Below are 21,441 nucleotides of genomic sequence, written 5' to 3'. Positions count from 1 at the left end.
TCAGCAAGAATGTCCGGAAGGTCGTTACCGGCGCACCGTCCTTCGCAGGCCGCCCGCGAGCGCCGCGAAGCCGCTGCCGGGACGAAGTCCCTCGCGCATGAAGAAGGCGCGAAGCGGTGCGAAGCCGCCGAGCACGCCGAGCCCGGTAACGCGGGCAATCTGGGCCGGCAGCATGTCGGAGAGGAGCGACATGTTGAGCAGGTTGACCGCGCTGCTGCGTGCCAGAATATCGGGGCGGCGCTTGAAGTCGTAAGCCGCAAGGGTCGTAGGGGAACCTGGATCGCGACGATTTTCACAAGCAATCCCAATAAGATCTTCGATATCCCTGATGCCGAGATTGAGGCCTTGTGCACCGATAGGTGGAAACACGTGGGCGGCTTCGCCGACCAGCGCTATCCGGTTTCGCGCGAAACGCAGCGGGGTCACCGCCGAAAGCGGATAGATCTGGCGGTCCGGCTCGACAGTCACCCGGCCCAGCATCGACTGCATCCGCTGTTCGACCCGCAGCGAAAGCGTTGCATCGTCCAATGCGGCAAGCTCTGTCGCGGTCTGCGGTTTAACCACCCAGACGAGGCTCGAGCGATTGCCGGGCAGGGGAACCTGCGTGAACGGCCCAGTCTCGGTGTGGAATTCGGTCGAGGTGAAGGCATGGTCGCCAGTGTGACGGAAATTGAGGACAAGCGCTGCCTGCGGGTAGGAGCGAGCCGAGGTCGAGATGCCGGCCGCCTGGCGAGCCGGCGACAGCCGTCCGTCGGCGGCGACCGCCAGCGATGCCTCCACAGTGCTGCCGTCGGTCAGAATGGCACCGGCGTGCTCGGTATCGAGATGCCAGCTCGCCACCATGGACCTGCGCCACTCGATGCCGGCATGCGCGGCAGCCGTGCGGGCGAGCGTCGGATTGAGGGCGCTGTTGGGCAGGTTCAACCCGAACTGTTCCTCGTCGATCTCGCTGGCGCGGAAGGTGACGACCGGACTGCGGATCAGCCGGCTGGTCGCGTCGACGATGCGCATCACTTTCAAGGGCGCGGCACTGGGCTTGATGTCTTCGAGTACGCCCAGCCGCGCAAGAACTTTCAAGGCAGGGTTCATCAGCGCCGTCGTGCGGCTATCGGGTGCAGAAGCCTCAGGCCCGACGAGCGTCACCGGGAAACCGGCATCGGCGAAACCGAGCGCCGCGATCAGTCCTGCCGGCCCAGTGCCAGCAACCAGTATCCGCGCAGTTCCTTGATGCTCCAAGATCAGCTTCCAGCTTACAATGCGGGGCGGTCCACCCGACCTGCCAGTTGATGAGCATATAGGTCAGTTCATGCCGCTTGATCAACGCGGCGATTCGGCTCATTCGAATGTCATGACCGGCCAGCAAGACGACTTCAGCCATCTCGACCGCGCGGGCCGCGCCACGGCGAACATCGCACGCAGCCCGCGCGTCACGGTCAATGTGGTTGTTGGCGCCGGTATCCTGCTTGCCTGGCTGTTCCTTGCCGCGACGGCAATCCGTGGCGCTGAAGGACGGGGGGCAGGGGGCGGTGCTCCTGGTGACACGATCCTGCAGAACCTGCCGCGGCTGCCGCTGCCGGCTTTCCTGGACCGGTTCTTCGCCCTTTGCCTGTCGCCGGCGCCGCTGGACGGAAATGTCGGCCTGCTGGCCGGCGCGCTCGTTGCGATGTGGTTCCTGATGGCGATCGCGACGATGCTGCCGTCCGCCGCACCGATGATCCGTACCTATTGCGAAATCGCCGATACGGCACGAATCAAGGGCGAGCCGGTTGTCCATCCGCTGGTGCTGGTCGCCGGTTACCTCGGCGTCTGGCTTGCCGCCTCGGCGATGTTCGCGGTGCTGACCCTTGCCAGCCACGCGTTCGCCTCATCCGATGAGATGCTTGCACCGGCCCTTGGCATTACCGGTGCGCTCGCCCTGCTGGTTGCCGGCCTCTACCAGTTCAGCGGCCTGAAGGAAGCCTGCCTGAAGAAATGCCGAAACCCGTTCTCGATCCTGTTTTCGAACTGGAGCGCGAGACCCGCCCGCATCTTCCGGCTTGGCGTCGCGCAAGGCATATGGTGCCTCGGTTGCTGCTGGGCGCTGATGCTGGTGATGTTCGCCGTCGGCGTGATGAACGTCTTCTGGATGGCCTTGATCGGGCTGTTCACCCTGATTGAAAAACAAACAGCAAGCAGGGTTCCAACCCGGCTGGCCGGTGCGATACTGCTTGTCTGGGCAGCCGCCCTGCTAGTAGTCTCACTGTAGTGGGGGAAATTTCGATGGCAGATCAAGGCTGGGCGATGAAGGGAGAGCTCGTACTCTCCTGCAATTGCACGGTTTTTTGCCCTTGCGTGCTGTCTCTCGGCAGTCATCCACCGACCGAAGGCTATTGCCAGACCTGGGCGGGGTTTCGCATCGATGCCGGCCATTTCGGCGACGTCGACCTGTCCGGTCTCAATCTCGGGCTGATCATGGAAATCCCCGGCTACATGAGCCGTGGCAACTGGACCGCCGGCCTGTTCATCGACAAGCGCGCCTCTGTCTACGCGGTCAAGGCGCTGACAAGGATTTTCACCGGCAAGGCGGGCGGCACCACATCGTTGCTCTCCATCCTTGTCGGTAAGTTCCTCGGCGTCGAGCAGGCGCCGATCACCTATGAGACGCGCGACAAGACGCGCATCTTCCAGATACCGAAGATCATCGACGGGGCGGTGACGCCCATTCCCGGCAAGGACCGCGACAAGGATACGGTGATCAGCAATTCGGAATACTGGATCGCGCCGGAGATCATCGTGGCCAAGTCCGACAAGAGCAAGATGCGGGCTTTCGGCCGCAACTGGAATTTCGCTGGCCGTTCGGCCGAAATCTGCAAGCTGGATTGGCGGGGCCCGTGAGCAAAAACACAACGGCCAAGAAGATCCGGGATCGGATACCGCGACCGAAGAAGAAAGTCACCTGGCCGCAGGCAAGGGCGTTTTCCGCCCATCTGCTCACCGCGTCGGGCTCGTTCCTGGCTTTCCTTTCGCTGGTGGCGGCGAGCGAAGAGCGCTGGACGGCGATGTTCTGGTGGCTCGGTCTGGCGCTGTTCGTCGATGGTATCGATGGGCCGATCGCCAGAAAACTCGAGGTAAAGGAAATCCTGCCGACATGGTCTGGCGAACTCCTCGACAACATCATCGACTATGTGACCTACGTCCTGATCCCGGCCTTCGCGCTCTATCAGCGCGGCTTCATGGGGGAGGGCCTGTCATTCCTGTCGGCGGCGATCATCGTCGTCTCCAGCGCCATCTACTATGCCGACACCGGCATGAAGACGAAGGAAAACTTCTTCAAGGGCTTCCCCGTGGTCTGGAACATGGTGGTGTTCACACTGTTTGTCATTGAGCCGGGACAATGGGTTTCGCTCGCGGTGGTGGTGGTGGCCGGCATTTTGACTTTCGTGCCGATCAACTTCATCCATCCGGTGCGGGTGGTGCGGCTGCGGCCCATCAATCTTACGGTGACCCTTTTGTGGTGCGCCTTCGGCGCGCTTGCCCTGGCGCAGGCGGCTCTCGCCGCCTTCTACGATCAGATCGGCGTGTTGGGCGAGCAAGTCAGCACCTTCACCAAGATCGGCATCACCATTACCGGGCTCTACCTTGCCTGCATCGGCGGCATCATGCAGTTCTTTCCAAATCTCGGTGCCAAAAAGGGCTGATCAGCCAGAGGAAGCCTAGCCCATGTCCAAAGCGATCCGTATCCACGCCAATGGTGGTCCGGAAGTTCTGACCTACGAGGATGCAGATCCCGGCCGGCCGGGATCCGGGCAGATCCTGATCAGGCACACGGCGATCGGCCTCAATTTCATCGACGTCTATCATCGTTCGGGCCTCTATCCGCCGCCTGGCGGATTTCCGCTCGTGCCCGGCAGCGAAGCCGCCGGCGTGGTGCTGGAAGTCGGCCAGGGCGTCGACTGGCTGAAGCCGGGCGAACGCATCGCCTATGCCGTGACGACGGGCGCCTATGCGCAAGAGCGGGTTATCGATGCCAGCCGCGTCGTCAAGGTCCCGGATGGCATCAGCGACGAACAGGCGGCCGCGATGATGCTGAAAGGCATGACCGCCGAGTACCTGCTGCGGCGCACCTTCAAGGTGAAGGCAGGCGACACCATCCTGTTTCACGCCGCGGCCGGCGGCGTTGGATTGATCCTGGGCCAATGGGCGAAGCATCTCGGTGCGACTGTCATCGGCACGGCCAGCTCGACCGACAAGATCGAACTCGCCAAGGCGCATGGCTTCGACCATGTAATCAACTACAGGGAGCAGGATTTCGTCGCCGGCGTCGCCGCCATCACGGGCGGCGGAAAATGCGATGTCGTCTACGATTCGGTTGGCAACGACACGTTTCCGGCGTCGCTGGACTGCCTCAAGCCGCTCGGCATGTTCGTCAGCTTCGGCCAGTCCTCGGGTCCGATCCCGCCGTTCAGCATGTCATTGCTGGCACAGAAGGGCTCCTTGTTCGCCACAAGGCCAACATTGTTCGTCTACAACGCAAAACGTGAGGCTCTCGAGGCCTCCGCCGCAGCCTTGTTCGAGGTCGTGCTCAGCGGCGCGGTGAAGATCAAGATCAACCAGCGCTACGCGCTGAAGGATGCCGGCAAGGCGCATTCCGATCTCGAAGGCCGCAGAACAACCGGGACAACCATTCTTATCCCTTAGTCCCTTCTGGCCTTGCTATCCCTTGAATTTCCGCTGAAATTCTTGAAGCTCTTTCAAGACGCGTGCCGCTTTCCGATGGGAGCCGGCCGCGCCTACCATGCTTGCGGGAACACAGAACATATCTGGCTAACCAGATGGGAGGCACTGTGGGTGCAAATCAGGATGGCACGAACTTGCTCGAGGTTCGTGGCCTTACCAAGATATTTGGCGCGCTGACGGCGTGCGATCATATCGATCTCGACATCGCCAGGGGTGAAATCCACGCTTTGCTCGGCGAGAACGGCGCCGGCAAGTCGACGCTGGTCAAGATGCTGTTCGGATCCCTGGAGCCCAATTCCGGTGAGATTTTCTGGAACGGCCAGGCGGTCAGGATCACCAGCCCCGGCGTTGCGAAAAAGCTCGGCATCGGCATGGTGTTCCAGCATTTCTCGCTGTTCGAGGCATTGACCGCGGCGGAGAACATCGCCTTGTCGCTGGATGATGGTTCGCCGATCGGCAGCATCGCGGCCAAGGCGAGGGCGCTTTCCTACAGCTATGGCCTGCCGCTCGATCCTGAATCGATGGTCGGCGACCTGTCGGTCGGCGAGCGCCAGCGCATCGAGATCATCCGCTGCCTGCTGCAGACGCCGCAGCTCATCATCCTCGACGAGCCGACCTCGGTGCTTACGCCACAGGAAGCCGACAAGCTGTTCGAGACGCTGGAACGACTGCGCTCGGAAGGCAAATCGATCCTCTACATTTCGCACCGGCTCGAAGAGGTCAAACGCATCTGCGACCGCGCCACCGTGCTGCGACATGGCAAGGTGGTCGGCCACTGCAATCCACGCGAGGAAACCGCGGCCTCGCTGGCGCGCATGATGGTTGGCAACGAGGTGCAGGCCGTGGTGCGTGCGCCGGCCGAGGGGATCGAGACGGCGCAGCCGCTGCTCGAAATCCGCGGCCTCACTCGCAAGCCGGCAACGCCGTTCTCTATCCCGCTCAGGAACATCAGCCTGAATGTCCGCGCCGGCGAGGTGATCGGCATCGCAGGCGTCGCCGGCAACGGCCAGGGCGAGTTCTTCGAATCCGTCTCGGGCGAGGTGTTGCAGCAGGATGCCGCGTCCGTACGCATCCGCGGCAAGGACGCAGGTGGCCTTACCATCACCGGACGGCGTTTGCTGGGTGCCGCTTTCGTGCCCGAAGAACGTCTCGGCCACGGTGCGGCGCCACGCATGAAGCTCTCGGAAAACCTGCTGTTGTCGCGCCATGCCACCGACGGCAAGGCCTTTGTCGGCACCGGCGGGATGGTCAAGAGCGGCGCTATCTACGCCGCGTCCCAACGCATCATCGCGGCGATGGACGTGCGCAAGAGCGCACCGGATCCGGAGGCCGCGGCACTTTCGGGCGGCAATCTGCAGAAATTCATCGTCGGTCGCGAACTCGACCGCCGGCCCAGCGTCATGGTGGTGAACCAGCCGACCTGGGGCGTCGACGCCGGTGCCGCCGCCCGCATCCGCCAGACCTTGATCGAGCTGTCGCGCAGCGGATCGGCGGTGCTGGTGATCAGCCAGGATCTCGACGAACTGTTCGAGATATCGGATGCCATCGCGGTCATGCACAATGGCGAGCTGTCCAAACCCATGCCGATCGCCGAAGCGACCTTCGAGAAGGTCGGTCTGCTGATGGGCGGCGCCGAACCCGGTCACGCCGAACACACGCTGGAGACGGCATGATGCGCCTCGAACTCGTCAAACGTCCGCAGCGCTCGGCGCTGTTTTCGGCACTGTCGCCGTTCATTGCCTTCGCGCTGACGATCATCGCCGGCGCCATCATGTTCGCGCTGCTCGGCGTCAATCCGTTGACCGCTTTCCGGATCTATTTCATCGAGCCGATCAGCCAGGTCTGGCAGTTGCACGAACTGGCGATCAAGGCGGCGCCGCTCATCCTGATCGCGGTGGGCCTATCGGTCTGTTACAAGGCCAACATCTGGAACATCGGCGCCGAAGGCCAGTTCATCCTCGGCGGCATCTTCGGCTCGAGCATTCCGGTGCTGTTTCCGCAGTTCGAAGGCCCGCTGGTGCTGCCGCTGATGCTTTTGCTCGGCATGGTCGGCGGCGCGGCCTATGCGGCGATCCCTGCCTTGCTGAAGACGCGCTTCGGCACCAACGAGATCCTGACCAGCCTGATGCTGGTCTATGTCGCCCAGCTGTTCCTCGACTGGCTGGTGCGCGGGCCATGGCGAGATCCGCAGGGCCATGGTTTCCCGCAGACGATCCAGTTCGGCGACTCGGCTGTGTTGCCCGAGCTGATGCCGGACGCCGGGCGGGCGAACTGGGGCTTCGCCTTCGCGCTGATCGCCGCTGTGCTGATCTGGATCCTGATGAGCCGCATGCTGAAGGGCTTCGAGGTGCGCGTGCTGGGATCCAGCCCACGGGCAGGGCGCTTCGCCGGCTTCGGTCTCAACCGCATGGTGTTCTTCGCCTTCCTGCTGTCAGGTGCGCTTGCCGGCCTTGCCGGCATCTCGGAAGTCTCCGGTGCCATCGGCCAACTGCAGCCGGTGATTTCGCCCGGCTATGGCTTCACCGCCATCATCGTGGCGTTCCTTGGCCGGCTCAACCCGCTCGGCATCGTCGCCGCCGGCCTGGTGCTGGCGCTGACCTATCTCGGCGGCGAAGCCGTCCAAAGCGCGCTCGGCATTTCCGACAAGGTGGCGCGGGTGTTCCAGGGCATGCTGCTGTTCTTCGTGCTCGGCTGCGACACGCTCATTCACTATCGCATTCGTCTGATCGGCCTGGCGCTAACGAAACCGGACGGCGCGGCCAAGCTCGATGCCGCGCCGAAGTTGAAGGAAGCCCGCTGATGGACATCACCGTCAACATCCTGCTGACCATCGCCACGGCGGCGACGCCGCTTTTGATCGCCGCGATCGGCGAACTGGTGGTCGAACGCTCCGGCGTGCTCAATCTCGGCGTCGAAGGCATGATGATCATGGGCGCGGTCGGCGGCTTCGGGGCCGGCTACCTGACCGGATCGCCCTGGATCGGCCTTCTGGCGGCGATCGCCATGGGCGCGCTGTTCTCGCTGCTGTTCGCCGTCATGACGCTGTCGCTGGCCACCAACCAGGTGGCGACCGGCCTGTCGCTGACGCTGCTTGGCCTTGGCCTCTCCGGCATGATCGGAACGAGCTTTGTCGGCCAGCCTGGCGTCAGGCTGCCCAATCTCGACATTCCGGGCCTGACCTCGATCCCCGTCATTGGGAGGCTGTTGTTCGGCCAGGACCCGATCTTCTACATCTCGATCGCGCTGACCGCCGCCGTCATGTGGTTCCTGTTCAAGACCCGTACCGGACTGACGCTGCGCTCGATCGGCGACAGCCACGCATCGGCGCACGCACTCGGCATCAAGGTCATCCGCTACCGCTATCTCTCGGTCATCTTCGGCGGCGCCTGTGCCGGCCTCGCGGGTGGCCATCTGTCGCTGGTCTACACGCCGCAATGGGTCGAGAACATGACCGCGGGCCGCGGCTGGATCGCTCTGGCGCTGGTGGTGTTCGCGTCGTGGCGGCCGTGGCGGGTGCTGGCCGGCGCCTACATCTTCGGCGCTGTGTGGATCGGCCAGCTTCATGCACAGGCTTTTGGCATTCCCGTGCCCTCGCAGATGCTTTCTTCTCTGCCCTATCTGGCAACCGTCGTGGTTCTCGTTCTAATCTCCCGCAACAAGCGTCTGACGATGATGAACACGCCGGCATCCCTGGGGCAGCCATTCGTTCCGGATCGTTGACAATAATAACAAACGGGAAGCTCCAAGGCTTAACACAGAGAGGTAACACAATGAAAAAACTGCTTATTGCCCTGATGACCACGACAGCGACATTGTCGCTGGCCGCGTCCGCGGAGGCTGCCGACAAGTTGAAGGCCTGCTGGGTCTATACCGGCCCGATCGGCGATTTCGGCTACTCCTACCAGCACGACCAGGGCCGCCTTGAGGTCGAAAAAGCGCTCGGTGACAAGGTCGAAACCGCCTATCTGGAGAACGTCTCCGAAGGCCCCGATGCCGACCGCGCCTTCGAGCGCCTGGCACGCGAAGGCTGCAAGATCATCTTCGGCACGTCGTTTGGCTTCATGGACGCCGAAGTGAAGGTCGCCAAGAAATTCCCCAAGGTGATGTTCGAGCACGCGACCGGCTACAAGTCCGGCGACAATCTCGGCCTCTACAATGCGCGTTTCTATGAAGGCCGTTATGTGCTCGGCCAGATCGCCGCCAAGGAATCGAAGTCCGGCGTCGCCGGCTACATCGTTTCCTTCCCGATCCCCGAAGTGGTGATGGGCATCAACTCCTTCATGCTCGGCGCACAGTCGATCAACCCGAACTTCAAGGCCAAGATCGTCTGGGTGAACTCGTGGTTCGATCCCGGCAAGGAAGCCGACGCCGCCAAGGCGCTGTTCGACCAGGGTGCCGACATCATCGTCCAGCACACCGATTCGACCGCTGCCCTGCAAGTGGCCGAGGAGCGCAAGCTGCATGGCTTTGGCCAGTCGTCCGACATGATCAAGTTCGCGCCGAACGCGCAGCTGACCTCGCTGACCGACGAATGGGGCCCCTACTATATCAGCCGGGTCCAAGCGGCGCTGGACGGCACCTGGAAACCGGACAATGTCTGGCTTGGCATCAAGGACGGCGCGGTCAAGCTCGCGCCCTTCACCAACATGCCCGACGACGTGAAGGCGATGGCCGAGGCAACCTCGAAGAAGATCGCCGGCGGCTGGAACCCCTTCACCGGGCCGATCGCCAAGCAGGACGGCACGCCATGGCTGAAGGAAGGCGAGGTCGCCGACGACGGCACGCTGCTCGGCATGAACTTCTATGTGAAGGGTGTCGACGACAAGCTGCCGCAGTAAGGGGCGCGGATATTGAAATGAAGAGGGCGCCGCGAGGCGCCCTTTTCTTTTGCTTGCGTGAACGGAATGAAATCAGACTGCCGATCCGTAGAGATCGTAGGCATCGGCGCGGTCAATCTTGATGGTGACGATATCGCCAGCGCGCAGCGGACGGCGCGACTGGATGTGGACCGACCCGTCGATCTCGGGCGCGTCGTATTTGGTGCGGCCTTTTGCCGACGTGCCGTGCGCCTCGTCGATGAGCACCGGCAAACGCTTGCCGACCTTCTTGGCCAGCTGCGTCGCCGAAATCTTCTGCTGGCGCTGCATGAAGCGGTGCCAGCGCGCTTCCTTGATCTCCTGCGGGACCTGTTCGAGACCCAGGTCGTTGGAGCGGGCGCCCCGGACCGGCTCGTATTTGAAGCAGCCGGCACGGTCGATCTTGGCTTCATCCAGCCAGTCGAGCAGCATCTCGAAATCATCGTCCGTTTCGCCGGGGAAGCCGACGATGAAGGTCGAGCGTATGGCAAGATCCGGACACACCTCGCGCCAGCCGCGAATGCGCTCGAGCGTCTTTTCGCCATGCGCGGGCCGGCGCATGTTCTTCAGCACCTGCGGCGAGGCGTGCTGGAACGGGATGTCGAGATAGGGAAGGATCTTGCCTTCGGCCATCAGCGGGATGACGTCGGCGACATGCGGGTAGGGGTAGACATAGTGCATGCGCACCCAGATGCCGAGCTTGCCCAATTCCTCGGACAGATCGAGGAACTTCGCCCGGACCTCGCGGTCGCCGAACATGCTGGTCTGGTACTTGATGTCGATCCCGTAGGCGCTGGTGTCCTGCGAGATGACCAGGAGTTCCTTGACGCCGGCCTTGGCCAGTTTCTCGGCTTCGCGCAGCACATCGGCCGCCGGCCTCGAGACAAGATCGCCACGCAGCGCCGGTATGATGCAGAAGGTGCAGCGGTTGTTGCAGCCTTCCGAAATCTTGAGATAGGCATAGTGGCGCGGCGTCAGCTTGACGCCCTGCGGCGGCAGCAGATCGACATAGGGATCATGCGAAGGTGGCGCCGCTTCATGCACGGCGGCCATCACGCTCTCATAGGCCTGCGGGCCGGTGATGGCGAGAACGTTGGGGTGCTTCTCGCGGATTACGTCCGGCTCGGCGCCCAGGCAACCGGTGACGATGACCCTGCCATTTTCGGAAAGCGCGGAGCCAATGGCGTTGAGCGACTCGTCACGGGCGGAATCGAGAAAGCCGCAGGTGTTGACCACGACGAGATCGGCGCCGTCATGCTTGCGCGCGATCTCGTAGCCTTCGGCGCGCAGGCGCGTGATGATGCGCTCCGAATCCACCAAGGCCTTCGGGCATCCAAGACTGACAAAACTCACGCGGGGAGCGGACATATAGGGTTTTCCGGACTTTTCAGGATTGGCGGCGCCAGTACCACACTTATTGCGGCATTGGTATGGTGGAAGACATCCATGGCCAGAAGCGTGGCGATCGAGCACGAAACCTCAAGCCGGATCGCACGATCTGGAGACAGGCTTTTTCAGCTTACCGCATTGCTGACATGGGGCCACACTTCCATCGCCCCGCGATAGACCATGTCGACCGCGACATAGAGAATGATGAGCAGGCCGATATAGGCGATCCAGCGATGGCGGTGCAGCAGCTTGGCCATGAAACTTGCCGCCAGGCCCATCAGCGCGATCGACAGCACGAGGCCGATGACCAGCACCGGGAAATGATCGCGCGCGGCACCCGCGACAGCCAGTACATTGTCGAGCGACATCGAAACGTCGGCGACGACGATCTGCAATGCTGCCTGGCCGAGCGTCTTGCGCCTGGTCTTGCCGGCCACCGCCTTGTCGTTGTCGAGATCGGAATTCGACAGCGCCTCGGTCGCTTCCAGCTCATCGGCATGCGACGTGCGCAACTCGCGGTACATCTTCCAGCAGACCCACAGAAGCAAGATACCGCCGGCCAGCAGCAGGCCGACGACCGCCAGCAGCCTGATGGTCACCGCGGCAAAACCGATGCGCAGCACCGTAGCCGCCAGAACGCCGATGAGGATCGCCTTCTTGCGTTGTTCGGCCGGCAGGCCGGCGGCAGCAAGGCCGATGACGATCGCATTGTCGCCAGCGAGCACGAGGTCGATGGCGATGACCTGGAGCAGGGCCGTCAGGCTGGCAGCGCTGAAAATATCCATCGACCGGAAGCCCTTGCCTGTTTGCCGAGTGTTCGTCGATTATTCAGACGGGCCCTAACTTGGTGGTCCCTTGACGTCAAGGCTTCCGCCCATGGCGGCGTCACCAAACCACGTTCCTCCGAGGCCGGATCCAATGATCCGCGGCACTCGCTGACAGCCGGGAAAAGCCGCCACGGCCGAGAACAAATCAATCGTAGAGATTGTACTTTGCCCAATCGGCTTCCGGAATCTCATCGCCGATCCGGTAGCGGAGTTGCAAGACTTCCATATGGTCCGGCCCCGTCTGGCACTTGAACTTCAACCGGTACCATTGCCCCTTGCTGCGGAACGCGGCACCTGGGCTCCTGATTGCATCCGTGCCCATCTCGGGCGTCGCGAAGGCGTAGGCGACGACGCGATCAGCCTTGAATTTGCGATCGTCGTGAGTGATCCGGTCGAGCACTTCGGCGTCACAACGCTGTTCAAGGCGGGTTTGCGGATCGAGTTTCATGAGGCCGGCACGCAATGCACTGTCCATTGCGCTGGCCGGAAAACTCAGCGTCACAGACGCCAAGGCGGTCATGCAGAGCTTCTTCATGGGCGGGACAAGCAGCATGTTTTGTCGGAAAAATCAACATGACGGGGCATTCCGCACCGATCAGAAATCGATGATCGGAAAGTGATTGGCGACAGCCCGATCGGACACGCGCCCTCTTTCACCCGTTCGACACGTTCGTCTGCTCTGCCGCGTCAGGCAATTGCGGCCATCGAACCAGCGAAGCGCGGCCGGCGTCGGTGAGGTCGTAGAGGCCACGGTCGACGCGCACGAACCAGCCATAGACATTGTGCAGCAGGATCTTGGGCGCGATCGGCGTCAGCACCTTCAGGTCACGAGGGCGTTTGGGTCCGTCGGCCATCGCGGCGGCACAGGCGAGGGCGTTTTGCCGGTAGGCCGTCATGATCGGATTGCGCGACCCGCCTCCCGCGACGGGATCGCCGCGGCGGCGCTGGTGTTCGTCGACCAGCCGAGAGCGGCGGCGCGCATTCTTGCGCGGCGACAGCGCGACCGGGCTGAGAAGCACCTCGACCCGATCATTCGCGGCCACGCCAAGCAGGCCAAAGCCAAGCCGGCGGCAGAGATTGCGAAATCTGGCATCGCCCTCGCGTCCCTTGCCCCGCACCGACATGCGCGCGGCCAGCCACACCTCGTCGCAGACCGTCGCGCGATCGACGCCTTGCAGCACCAGTTCGAGATTGAACTGCAGCTTCAGTTCGCAGATGACGACGACCGGCGGCTCGCCCTCGCGCAACGCAACAATGTCGCAGCCGCCGATCTCGCCTTTCACGACGAAGTCGAGGCTTTCGAGGAACCGCTTCACCGGCACATAAAGTGAGGTCTCGTTCATGCCTCAAGGCTTAGCCGATTCGGGCGATAAAGCCTTCCGGCGGTGCGGGGGCTTTCGGCGCGCCCGCTGGATCAGCATTGGAAACACCATGAACTGGCGGAGGAAGTGTCCGCCGATTTAAACGACATAACACGTTGAAATATCAATACGATTTATTATTATCAACAGAAAAATACCCCGACAAGTACCCGACCGAGTATCTCCCTAGGATTCCAGTTCACCCATCTGGAAACAAAAAATAATTCTTGGCAACCCTTGCTGAAATTGGAAGAGATTCTTATATGCTAGGTAAGATCGTGCTTGTCGCGGCGACTGGCTTTTCCCGCCAAATTGAACGGCGGCCCTCACATTCGGCTTTTTTGGAGCGCGCTAAGGCGTGAGCATTTCCGTGCCATTTCGGCTCGGCAAGGGGAGATCTATGGACCATTCGAACGACAACGCACCTGGCGACCTTCTTATGGGTGCCGCTGCTATCGCTGGCGCGCTCGGCATCACGCGGCGGCAAGCATATAAACTGATTTACGCAGGCGACTTGCCTACTTTTAAACTGGGTGGGACTGTCTCCGCGCGCCGCTCTTCAATTCTGGCGACGATTGCCGCCAAAGAAGCGGCAGCGAACACAGCGAGGGCCGCATGAGCAAGCCATACAGCGAAATGTCCCTTCATGAACTCGCCGCCGAACTCGAGGCCGTTCGCGCCGTGCAGGCCTGGCGCAAGACGCAACGCGCCCGGTAGCCCCTATCGCGACCGCGGCCACCGTCCGGTCGCAACCCACTGGTCGTGCGCCGCGGGCGCGTCTCTCTATAAAAACCATCCGTGGATCCAACCGCGGCCAAAACTCTAGAACGGGAAGTTCCCAGCTTGAAAATATTGTCACTTCGACCGGAGCCACCGGGCGGCGGAGCTGTGCGCGCACGCTTCGACGTCGAGATGGATGATGGCATCCGACTATATGACCTGAAGCTCGTCCAAGCGCGCGCTGGCTGGCGCGTGTACGGGCCGCAGCATCACGGTGGCGCCGCCGTCACCTTTCCAATCGCTATTGCAGACATTATCGCAGCGGAGGCAGTCGCCCTTGTCCAGCACCAGCATTGAGGCCGCACCGCAGCCTGAACGACAGCACGAATTTTACATCGGCCATACCATCACTCATGGGAAATTTGGCGATGGCACTGTCACCGACATCGATGGCGATAAACTGACAGTGCAATTTGCACAGGTCGGCGAAAAGCGAATCCTTGCCAATTTTCTCGCATTAACTGCACAGCCGATTGTGGCAGACAATGACAATCTGCCTTCCGTTCCAGCGCCAGCAATGCACCCGGATCCGTTCCGCCCCGAAGCGGCTGGTGGGTTACTCTGCGATATATCGAAGTGGATCACGTCGACGGCAATCATTGCCTCGCCAGAGCTTTCTCTCGTTTCTTCCGTTGCATTGATCGCGGGTTTGTTCGGCAAGAAATGCCTTGGCCCGACATCGGCAGGCATCAACGTCTACCTCACAACTCTGCTTGCAACGGCAGGAGGTAAGGGCCACCCGCCCAAGGCTATCCGTGGGCTTGCTGATGCGGTGGGAGGCATTGGCGCAGTGACCAATGGCGATCCAACGTCTTACGCCGCGATTGAACGCATGCTGCGCAAGAACACGTCAACCGTCATTGTCATGGACGAATTTGGCATCACACTACAGGACGTCAACGCCAAGCACCGCAATGCCGTAGCGGCCAGCATCCGGAAATTCCTGCTTGCCGTTTACGACCAGGCGAACTCATCATTCGACGGTCGGATTTACGCATCGTCGGATACGAAGAAAGATGACGGCCCGATCCAAGGTCCGGCGTTGACCGTGCTCGGCATGACGACAGGCGACACGCTTTACCAAGGGCTGTCCGAGGCGTCGATATCGGACGGTTTTCTCAATCGCTTTCTCTTCATAACTGCAACGGCGCCGGCTGGACCTCCACTGCCTCCACGGCTGCACCGTGACGCAAAGCCACCGGCTACCCTGATTGAGGCACTACGCAGCGCCGTCACGGCATTCCCAAAAGCTGGCTTTGCGGGAATGGGTAAAGTCACCGTCACGTTCGACGGTGGCGAGGAAGGCGAGGCTTACAAACGGTGGGCAGAAGTCTTTCTGTGGCAGCATCATGCCGCCTGGTCAGAGGTGCAGCGGAATATAAATGGCCGCGCGGCTGAAAACACTATCCGGCTAGCCACCATCCGCGCCATTTCTAGGGAGCCTGCAAGTCCGTCCCTCAATGTCGATGACGTCGAGTGGGCATGGGCGATCGTGCACCAGTCAATTCTGCTCATCACGGAAGGAGTTTCCCGCCACATGTCGGCATCGCCGGCCGAAGCACTGCGCAAGGCTATTGTTGAGGCGTTGCGATCCGCTCCGTCCGAGACCTTGCCGTTCGCCCATCTGATGCAGCGGAAAGGCGTGTCTGGGGCCGACATGCGGGAATTGGAAGGTGCTTTGCACTGGCTGCTGGAGTCGGGAGAAATCACCGACATTGCCAGCCGGGCAAAGCCTGGACGCGGCTCGAAATTCCGTTGGAATCCCGTTGTGACGACTTAACAACGGCGCAAAAACGTAACAACGAAATTGGCATTTTCGTTGTTACCGTTGTTATCCGTTGTGATGTCATCAAAACGGGAATAACTGAGTAATATCAATATGATATTATATATATTTTTTGTCGTTGTTACGTTGTGAACATGCTTCTGAATCCGGTTCTTTATCCCTTATGATGGCCGTAGGGCGGCGGGCAAAGCATAATCACAACGCAACAACGGCGAGATTCAACCAGAGGAGAACACCATGAAAGCATTCCATGAGCAGCAACGTAATTCCTGTCACCGCATTCGAAGCAGAGTACCCAGTAAAGCAAATGGGCGGCAAGACCAACTGGTATCCCTGCCAGGTCGTGGGAGTAATTCACGACGGATCGTATGACCAGGGCCGATTTGTAGTGATAACCGAAGGCGAGGACGGCCAGATGTACACCAGCAATTTCCCGACAGTGCGGCGGGTTGACTAATGATGGGAGACGCCAATGGCAGACGAAACGAAACGATCGACCAGCGACAACACCGTTTCAGAAAGCGCCAAGCCCTACCGCGGCAGGCGTATGTCTTGGACGGAGTTTCGAAAGCTGATGCAAGAAGCCGCCAATGACAACCGGGAGGAGGCGGCATAGGGGGGGGTGCGTCGCGATCCACATCCTAGCCGCTTAGGACCGGTGCCCAAAGAAAAGTTTCGCATCCGCAAAATTCGAAACTTGGGCAGGGGGTGTCTGCCGTCCTGAAATGGCCGTCTCGCATGCACCCGCTGCCATCCCATTCGGACATTTAATTCCGGATTTTGATTAATTTAATCAGAACTACCGTCCCGCGCATTGCGGAAACGGACTGCCCGGCCTTGCCGGTTTCTCGAATGGGATGACCACCCAATGACCAAGACCACTCGAAAAGAAATCCTTGCCGAAACTGACGCCTTCCTGAAGGCAAATCCGGAGGAGAAGCGCGCCGCTGTCCGTATTCGCTACCGTGGCGGCAGGCCCGCCTGGAACTGGCTAAAGAAGCATGACGACAAGGGCGCCGCGGCTCTGTGGTTGGTGGCCAGACAGCGCTTGCCGCAAGCCGCGAACGATAATCTGCCGACGGAACCAGGGTTGAACGTCGACCGGAGCCGTAAGGACGGAAGGCCGCGTGGCAAGAACCCGGATCCGCGTTCTCTGGATGCCTATATCGCGCTGCCGTCTGTCCAACCGCGGCTTGGTGATCCTGAACCAGGGCCTGCACGAACTGGTAACTGGGATGCTGTGTCGCGTGGAGTCACGATCAAGCCGCAGCGGAAAGACTTCAAATTCAGCCCACATTGCCGCTTCAGCTTCCATCCTCCGGAAATAGCGGAAGGCGCAAGCTTCCTTGGCGCCATAGGTGGACTCGGCCAGCTTAAGATGGGCAAACGCCGCGGGGATGTACGTCTCTCATCAAATGCGGAAGCGACAAATCCACCGGCCGACATTGACACCGTTATCGAAGTCATCCTGGCCGGAGGCAACGTTGCTGACGTCGGCAAGGCTCTCGGGGCGAAGGGCGGCAATGCTGATCGACGCGGAGGTGCCGAACTGCTTGCTGCAGGCAGGTGGGCAAAACTGGCAGTGGCGAATGACACCCGCCGAATCCTGGCCGCTTAGTGGCTGAGTGCCAAATCGTGGCCCCGAAAACACTTTAGGGCAACAGCAACGAGTGGGGCGCTCCGGCGTCCATTTCCATTTGCGCCTGACGCCTCGTCATCGTCACGCGCAGCCCGCTCATTCTGCAAGAGCAGAGAGCGGGACCAATTCCGAGCAGCGCCGGAATAGCGGCCTTCGATTGAGCTTCGGTTCGTCGGAGGCTGCAACCCCCTTTGCGTAAGAACTAACCAATTTCGAAATAGGAAAACTCATCATGCCTTCAACAATGGAGGCCGTGGACGTGCTTGCTGCACGCGTCGGCTTCGACAAACCCAGGGTCCGCGCCGTTGCGCGCTCGCTCACCGACGCCGGGCGCCTGCCGCCTGGTGCTCCAGCTAAGTCACCGATGCTCGACATCAGCAATGTTGTGGACCTTCTAATCGGATGCGCAGTCGACGTGCCGTTGCGTGCCGTCGCTTACACCGTTGCGAAGATCAGGGAACTGACGCCCGCCGGCACGCCGATCAGTGCGCTTCCCGCGAGCCTTCAGTACTCAGCCGGCAACTACCTGGACTCGCTCTCTGAGCTGGCCGCCGAAGGCTCACTCGACGTGCGTAGGGTGAAACTGGAGTTCGTCAGCAACTGGAACGAACTGGCCGTCCACCAGCCCGACGGCACGATTAGCCGCTTTGTCGATCCTGGTGCCAACCCAGCCCATTGGCAGCAGTCCGGCCATCGGAAGTCGGTCATCGTCTCGGGCATGGCCTTCGCCGATGCCGTCACAGTTCTATTTAAGGGGAAATGAAAATGCTTATGAAGAAATCAGGGGCAACTAAGCCAGATGTCGTTCAGACTCCGCCTTTCGTCATGCCTACGCTGGAGGACAGCTCGGAAACTTACGCCGCGCTGATCGCGAAGAAGATCGAGATTACGGACCTTCGGTCAGCACTATCCGCGGAAGAACGGAAACTCCGCAAAGAAATCGAGGCTGACACTACGAAGTACCTCCGCACGGCAATTGCGAATCTGCTCGGGGATGATGAGGACACTAAGCCCCATCAGATGAAGCGTATTTCAGAAATCAGCCGCCAAATTCAGGACATTGATATCGCGCTCGACGTCCTGCGCGAACGCATCTCCGTTGAGCGCGGCAAGACCAGCTTGAAGATCACGGCGGCCTGCCGGCCGGAATACGCGCGTCGCGTGGCGGTGCTCGGCCAGGCTCTGCGTGCGGTTCAGGCCGCGCGAGCCGGCTATGACGAAATGGTCGATGAGTTCAGTCGTAATGAGATTTCATGGACAAGCCTCGTGCCGCTTCAACCGAACTTTTTGGGCGATGCTCGAGACGGCCACGTGCACCGTTGGTTCCGTGCAGCGAAGGACGCCGGTTATGACGCTTGAACGTACTGACACCTCCCGCGCCAGGACGTTGCGGTCGCGAAAGATCACGATGCCGGACGGCAAGGTCCGCTACGACTCGAAAGATCCTAAGGACATCGCCGCGGAGCTTAGGGCGAAGTCCAGCCTTGGCAAGCGCGAGGCAAAACTGAAGGCAGCGGAGGCTAAAATTGGCCGATAGCAACACCATCTCCGGTTATGCCGTGCGTTTCGGTGACGTCACAACGATCGGCAATTCCTTTCGCGAGAAGATTGCGCCCGGTGCATTCACCGAAACGCTAAAGCGCAATGACATTGTTGCCCTGATTGGCCACGATACCGGCCGTGTGCTCGGCCGTCAGAGTGCTGGCACGTTGACGCTCAGAGAAGATCGCATAGGACTCTGGTTCAGCTTGGACGTTGACACCTCGACGCCATCAGGCCAGGAGGCGCTCGGTACGGTGCGTCGACAGGATGTAAAAGGCTGCTCGTTTGCCGGGCAGTTTCTGGCTGAGGAGTGGCAGGACGGGGGCGACAGACTGCCGCTCCGCACCGTCACCGAGATTGATCTATACGAGATCACGCTGACAGCATTCCCGGCCTATGAAACGACCGATGCGAGTGTACGCGCAGCGAGCAACGCATCGGCCGCTCTCCGTCGCAAGGTTGAGGCGGCGCACCGGCTACGCGGTATCAGGTGAGAGGCTTATTCGGTCTTTGGCGGCACTTCTTTCTTGATCGTCTGAGTGTCGGCTGTGGTGTCAGCCTTCTCGACGCTCGCTGTCTTAGTCTGTGCGTCGACAGCCGCTGATGCCTTGGAGTGGAAGGCGCATTCGGCTGAAGCGGCGGACATGGACAGTCCAAGAGCGGCGACTACTGCGAGTAATGTCTTCATTTCGTTCACCCTTCGTTGCTGCCGTAGGGTAACCGATCTGCCGCCAACCGCAAAATCACGTTTGTGCCTCGTGCGGCGATGACGCCCTTGGGGGGGGTGTCGAAGGACTCGCCAAAATCGGTTTCCGCATACCGGGCGGCCCCCACAGTGTTGATGCGCATTGCCCCGAATAGTTCGGTGAACCTGCTGCTCCTTGCGCCGTAAGGCTTTTGGGCTGCTAGAAATGGAACAAAACATGGAAAAACATAAGATTCCTGGCCACCTTCGGCCCGAAACGCGCAAATGGCTGCGCGGAATCCTGGCTGACTTCGAACTAGAGTCTCAGGACTTTCGAGTGCTGGTGAAAACGGCCGAAGCCTTCGACCGGTCAGAGCAGGCGCGCGAGCAAATCGCAGCTGACGGCCTTACTGTGGTCGATCGATACGGTACGCCCAAGGCTCACCCTTGCGTCGCCATTGAACGAGACAGCCGAACGGCATTCTTCCGCGGTCTGCGCGAACTGGCGCTCGGTGTAGACGCACCGGATGCCCCGCGGATGGCCCGCACACGTGATTATGGAGGCCGCCGCTAATGCCAGTTCGCCGCAGAAATGACAGGCGCAAAGATGGCATGCCTGTTGAGGCGCTGAGACGTGTTCGGGAACTATGGCAGCGGACAGATACGACGCCAGCAGAGGATGCGGAATGCGCTCGTCTAGAGGCCGAATGCATGGCGGCTGGCTACGATCCGTTGCTGGCGTGGTGTTGAGGAGGACAGCCGATGCCCGTAAGACGCAGAAAGGCAAAAGCCAGGCCAGCCGAAGCTGAGGCGTGGTTGATGTACATGATGAGCGGCTTCGATTTCTTCAGTGATCTTGTCGAGGCGGGCGTAGTCGAGGACCGTCACGATGTGCCGCGCGAACTGGCCGAAGAGACTTGGCACCGGATCGGCGAAGACGTGCTTGACTACATGGCTGAATTTCACATCGGTTTCCGCCCGCCAGACCGCCCGATCTTTGCGGAACGCGAGTTTGGGCCGCCCGGTAAGAGGCGTCGTCGTGTCGGTTTATAACGGATTGACCAGGGAGGGCGCGTGACGACACATGACAAAGATATGGCGGAAGAAATTGCAGTTACAGCCACAATGATTGACGCCGGGATTTATGCAGCAAGAGAGCATATGCTCGGCCAGCCAATGAGCGAATTGGTGGTTAGCGTGTATTTGGCTATGTGTCTTGAACAACAAGACTCCGAGCCTCGGCAACCATCGCAATCATGTACTTGATCCCGAGTTCGGCGATAAGCTGGGGTGTGGGGACTTCGATGGCCTGACCTTGATGCTCAGTTGGGACGTCGCAGCGATCTCCGAATTTCTGATTCGTGACCGTTCGCAAAACTATGTTTGGGCCGCGAAGCGTGCCGTCCAATGGATCCCCCACTGGTGCGTTCGTGACCGGGTCAACCTTCCGGATTTGCAGGGGGATTTCCTTGCCAAAATGTTCCGGGCGAAAAACTATCGGTTTTCCGTCGATCGTAGGAACATCTCTGTGCGTAATATGTTCGATGCCGTGAACATCGCTATCTCGAGCAAAATGAAGATATCTTAGTAGCGCATCTCTCTTCCTTTGGTGCTTTTGGCGACCAAACCACGCATCACTCTTTCCGACTCCCTTTGCGCCTTGTTCCAACTTTGAATATACGGCCCCGACTGCAACTAGGAAATCAGCCCACGCCTGTTCTGCAGCCTCGTAACTGTTGGCGGTTTGCAGCCTAGCAAAGGCTTGCTGAGCTAGAGCCAATTTGTTCTGGGCCAAATCAACAGCAATTGCCTTCATCCTGCATCTCTCTGAGTGGCGTTCGTACTAGTCAAGTACACCAA

The 21,441-nt window shown here is 60.6% G+C and carries 26 protein-coding genes; 19 read left to right on the top strand and 7 right to left on the bottom strand.

Annotation, left to right across the window (positions count from 1 at the left end; genetic code table 11):
* Nucleotides 1-24: 24 nt before the first annotated feature.
* Entirely contained in the window at nt 25-1,236 is a 1,212-nt protein-coding gene (locus OOJ09_RS19045) for a UbiH/UbiF family hydroxylase (protein ID WP_269906661.1), read from the bottom strand.
* A 70-nt stretch (nt 1,237-1,306) separates the two neighbouring features.
* Here OOJ09_RS19045 and OOJ09_RS19040 point away from each other — a divergent pair, with 70 nt between their 5' ends.
* From OOJ09_RS19040 to OOJ09_RS19005, 8 genes are all read left to right on the top strand, one after another.
* Complete coding sequence (locus OOJ09_RS19040; RefSeq protein WP_269906660.1) at nt 1,307-2,245, top strand: DUF2182 domain-containing protein; 939 nt, start codon at nt 1,307-1,309, stop codon at nt 2,243-2,245.
* A gap of 14 nt (nt 2,246-2,259) precedes the next feature.
* Entirely contained in the window at nt 2,260-2,874 is a 615-nt protein-coding gene (locus tag OOJ09_RS19035; protein ID WP_269906659.1) for a DUF1326 domain-containing protein, read from the top strand.
* Nucleotides 2,871-3,677: a phosphatidylcholine synthase gene (gene pcsA / locus OOJ09_RS19030; protein ID WP_269906658.1), complete on the top strand. Its 807-nt coding sequence runs from the start codon at nt 2,871-2,873 to the stop codon at nt 3,675-3,677. The genes OOJ09_RS19035 and pcsA overlap by 4 nt, the downstream gene beginning before the upstream one ends.
* 22 nt (nt 3,678-3,699) lie before the next feature.
* On the top strand, nt 3,700-4,677 hold the full coding sequence (locus tag OOJ09_RS19025) for a quinone oxidoreductase family protein (protein ID WP_269906657.1): 978 nt from the start codon (nt 3,700-3,702) through the stop codon (nt 4,675-4,677).
* Between the two features lie 134 nt (nt 4,678-4,811).
* On the top strand, nt 4,812-6,389 hold the full coding sequence (locus OOJ09_RS19020) for an ABC transporter ATP-binding protein (protein ID WP_269906656.1): 1,578 nt from the start codon (nt 4,812-4,814) through the stop codon (nt 6,387-6,389).
* Nucleotides 6,386-7,516 (top strand): ABC transporter permease, encoded by a 1,131-nt coding sequence (locus OOJ09_RS19015; RefSeq protein ID WP_269906655.1) that lies wholly within the window; start codon nt 6,386-6,388, stop codon nt 7,514-7,516. The genes OOJ09_RS19020 and OOJ09_RS19015 overlap by 4 nt, the downstream gene beginning before the upstream one ends.
* Entirely contained in the window at nt 7,516-8,436 is a 921-nt protein-coding gene (locus tag OOJ09_RS19010) for an ABC transporter permease (RefSeq protein WP_269906654.1), read from the top strand. The genes OOJ09_RS19015 and OOJ09_RS19010 overlap by 1 nt, the downstream gene beginning before the upstream one ends.
* Before the next feature lie 50 nt (nt 8,437-8,486).
* Complete coding sequence (locus OOJ09_RS19005) at nt 8,487-9,554, top strand: BMP family ABC transporter substrate-binding protein (RefSeq protein WP_269906653.1); 1,068 nt, start codon at nt 8,487-8,489, stop codon at nt 9,552-9,554.
* A 72-nt stretch (nt 9,555-9,626) separates the two neighbouring features.
* Here OOJ09_RS19005 and rimO read toward each other — a convergent pair whose 3' ends face one another.
* The 4 genes from rimO to OOJ09_RS18985 all read right to left on the bottom strand — a co-directional run bounded on the left by rimO (nt 9,627) and on the right by OOJ09_RS18985 (nt 13,131).
* Nucleotides 9,627-10,940, bottom strand: coding sequence for a 30S ribosomal protein S12 methylthiotransferase RimO (rimO, locus tag OOJ09_RS19000; RefSeq protein ID WP_269906652.1), 1,314 nt, complete (start codon nt 10,938-10,940; stop codon nt 9,627-9,629).
* Between the two features lie 146 nt (nt 10,941-11,086).
* Nucleotides 11,087-11,746 (bottom strand): TerC family protein, encoded by a 660-nt coding sequence (locus tag OOJ09_RS18995; protein WP_269906651.1) that lies wholly within the window; start codon nt 11,744-11,746, stop codon nt 11,087-11,089.
* Nucleotides 11,747-11,933: 187 nt separating this feature from the next.
* Entirely contained in the window at nt 11,934-12,341 is a 408-nt protein-coding gene (locus OOJ09_RS18990; RefSeq protein WP_269906650.1) for a DUF930 domain-containing protein, read from the bottom strand.
* A 100-nt stretch (nt 12,342-12,441) separates the two neighbouring features.
* Nucleotides 12,442-13,131, bottom strand: a complete 690-nt coding sequence (locus tag OOJ09_RS18985) for a DUF2161 domain-containing phosphodiesterase (protein WP_269906649.1) — start codon at nt 13,129-13,131, stop codon at nt 12,442-12,444.
* Between the two features lie 418 nt (nt 13,132-13,549).
* Here OOJ09_RS18985 and OOJ09_RS18980 point away from each other — a divergent pair, with 418 nt between their 5' ends.
* From OOJ09_RS18980 to OOJ09_RS18940, 9 genes are all read left to right on the top strand, one after another.
* Nucleotides 13,550-13,768, top strand: a complete 219-nt coding sequence (locus OOJ09_RS18980; RefSeq protein WP_269906648.1) for a DNA-binding protein — start codon at nt 13,550-13,552, stop codon at nt 13,766-13,768.
* Nucleotides 13,769-14,206: 438 nt separating this feature from the next.
* Nucleotides 14,207-15,709 carry a DUF3987 domain-containing protein gene (locus tag OOJ09_RS18975; protein WP_269906647.1) on the top strand — a complete coding sequence of 501 codons (1,503 nt, stop codon included), beginning with the start codon at nt 14,207-14,209 and terminating at the stop codon, nt 15,707-15,709.
* A 256-nt stretch (nt 15,710-15,965) separates the two neighbouring features.
* Nucleotides 15,966-16,172 (top strand): hypothetical protein, encoded by a 207-nt coding sequence (locus OOJ09_RS18970; protein WP_269906646.1) that lies wholly within the window; start codon nt 15,966-15,968, stop codon nt 16,170-16,172.
* Between the two features lie 15 nt (nt 16,173-16,187).
* Complete coding sequence (locus OOJ09_RS18965) at nt 16,188-16,331, top strand: hypothetical protein (protein WP_269906645.1); 144 nt, start codon at nt 16,188-16,190, stop codon at nt 16,329-16,331.
* Nucleotides 16,332-16,583: 252 nt separating this feature from the next.
* Complete coding sequence (locus OOJ09_RS18960; protein WP_269906644.1) at nt 16,584-17,333, top strand: hypothetical protein; 750 nt, start codon at nt 16,584-16,586, stop codon at nt 17,331-17,333.
* A gap of 253 nt (nt 17,334-17,586) precedes the next feature.
* A complete protein-coding gene (locus OOJ09_RS18955; protein WP_269906643.1) occupies nt 17,587-18,117 on the top strand; it encodes a hypothetical protein in 531 nt (176 codons plus the stop codon).
* Between the two features lie 2 nt (nt 18,118-18,119).
* Nucleotides 18,120-18,713 (top strand): hypothetical protein, encoded by a 594-nt coding sequence (locus OOJ09_RS18950; RefSeq protein ID WP_269906642.1) that lies wholly within the window; start codon nt 18,120-18,122, stop codon nt 18,711-18,713.
* Nucleotides 18,703-18,891 carry a hypothetical protein gene (locus OOJ09_RS18945; protein WP_269906641.1) on the top strand — a complete coding sequence of 63 codons (189 nt, stop codon included), beginning with the start codon at nt 18,703-18,705 and terminating at the stop codon, nt 18,889-18,891. Before OOJ09_RS18950 ends, OOJ09_RS18945 begins: the two co-directional genes overlap by 11 nt.
* On the top strand, nt 18,881-19,390 hold the full coding sequence (locus OOJ09_RS18940; protein WP_269906640.1) for an HK97 family phage prohead protease: 510 nt from the start codon (nt 18,881-18,883) through the stop codon (nt 19,388-19,390). Before OOJ09_RS18945 ends, OOJ09_RS18940 begins: the two co-directional genes overlap by 11 nt.
* A gap of 5 nt (nt 19,391-19,395) precedes the next feature.
* Here OOJ09_RS18940 and OOJ09_RS18935 read toward each other — a convergent pair whose 3' ends face one another.
* Complete coding sequence (locus OOJ09_RS18935; protein WP_269906639.1) at nt 19,396-19,584, bottom strand: hypothetical protein; 189 nt, start codon at nt 19,582-19,584, stop codon at nt 19,396-19,398.
* A 235-nt stretch (nt 19,585-19,819) separates the two neighbouring features.
* Here OOJ09_RS18935 and OOJ09_RS18930 point away from each other — a divergent pair, with 235 nt between their 5' ends.
* On the top strand, nt 19,820-20,155 hold the full coding sequence (locus OOJ09_RS18930) for a P27 family phage terminase small subunit (RefSeq protein WP_269906638.1): 336 nt from the start codon (nt 19,820-19,822) through the stop codon (nt 20,153-20,155).
* 245 nt (nt 20,156-20,400) lie between these two features.
* The gene (locus OOJ09_RS18925) at nt 20,401-20,634 is read left to right on the top strand and encodes a hypothetical protein (protein ID WP_269906637.1); all 234 of its coding nucleotides are present in this window, start codon (nt 20,401-20,403) and stop codon (nt 20,632-20,634) included.
* A gap of 154 nt (nt 20,635-20,788) precedes the next feature.
* On the opposite strand, the gene OOJ09_RS18920 is transcribed toward OOJ09_RS18925, so the two are convergent.
* Nucleotides 20,789-21,397 carry a hypothetical protein gene (locus tag OOJ09_RS18920; protein WP_269906636.1) on the bottom strand — a complete coding sequence of 203 codons (609 nt, stop codon included), beginning with the start codon at nt 21,395-21,397 and terminating at the stop codon, nt 20,789-20,791.
* Between the last annotated feature and the right edge of the window lie 44 nt (nt 21,398-21,441).

This window comes from Mesorhizobium qingshengii (assembly GCF_027563465.1).
GTDB classification, from domain to species: Bacteria; Pseudomonadota; Alphaproteobacteria; order Rhizobiales; family Rhizobiaceae; genus Mesorhizobium; species Mesorhizobium qingshengii_A.
Note: the sequence above shows the minus strand (reverse complement) of the source record. Positions and strands in the feature narration are given on the sequence as shown.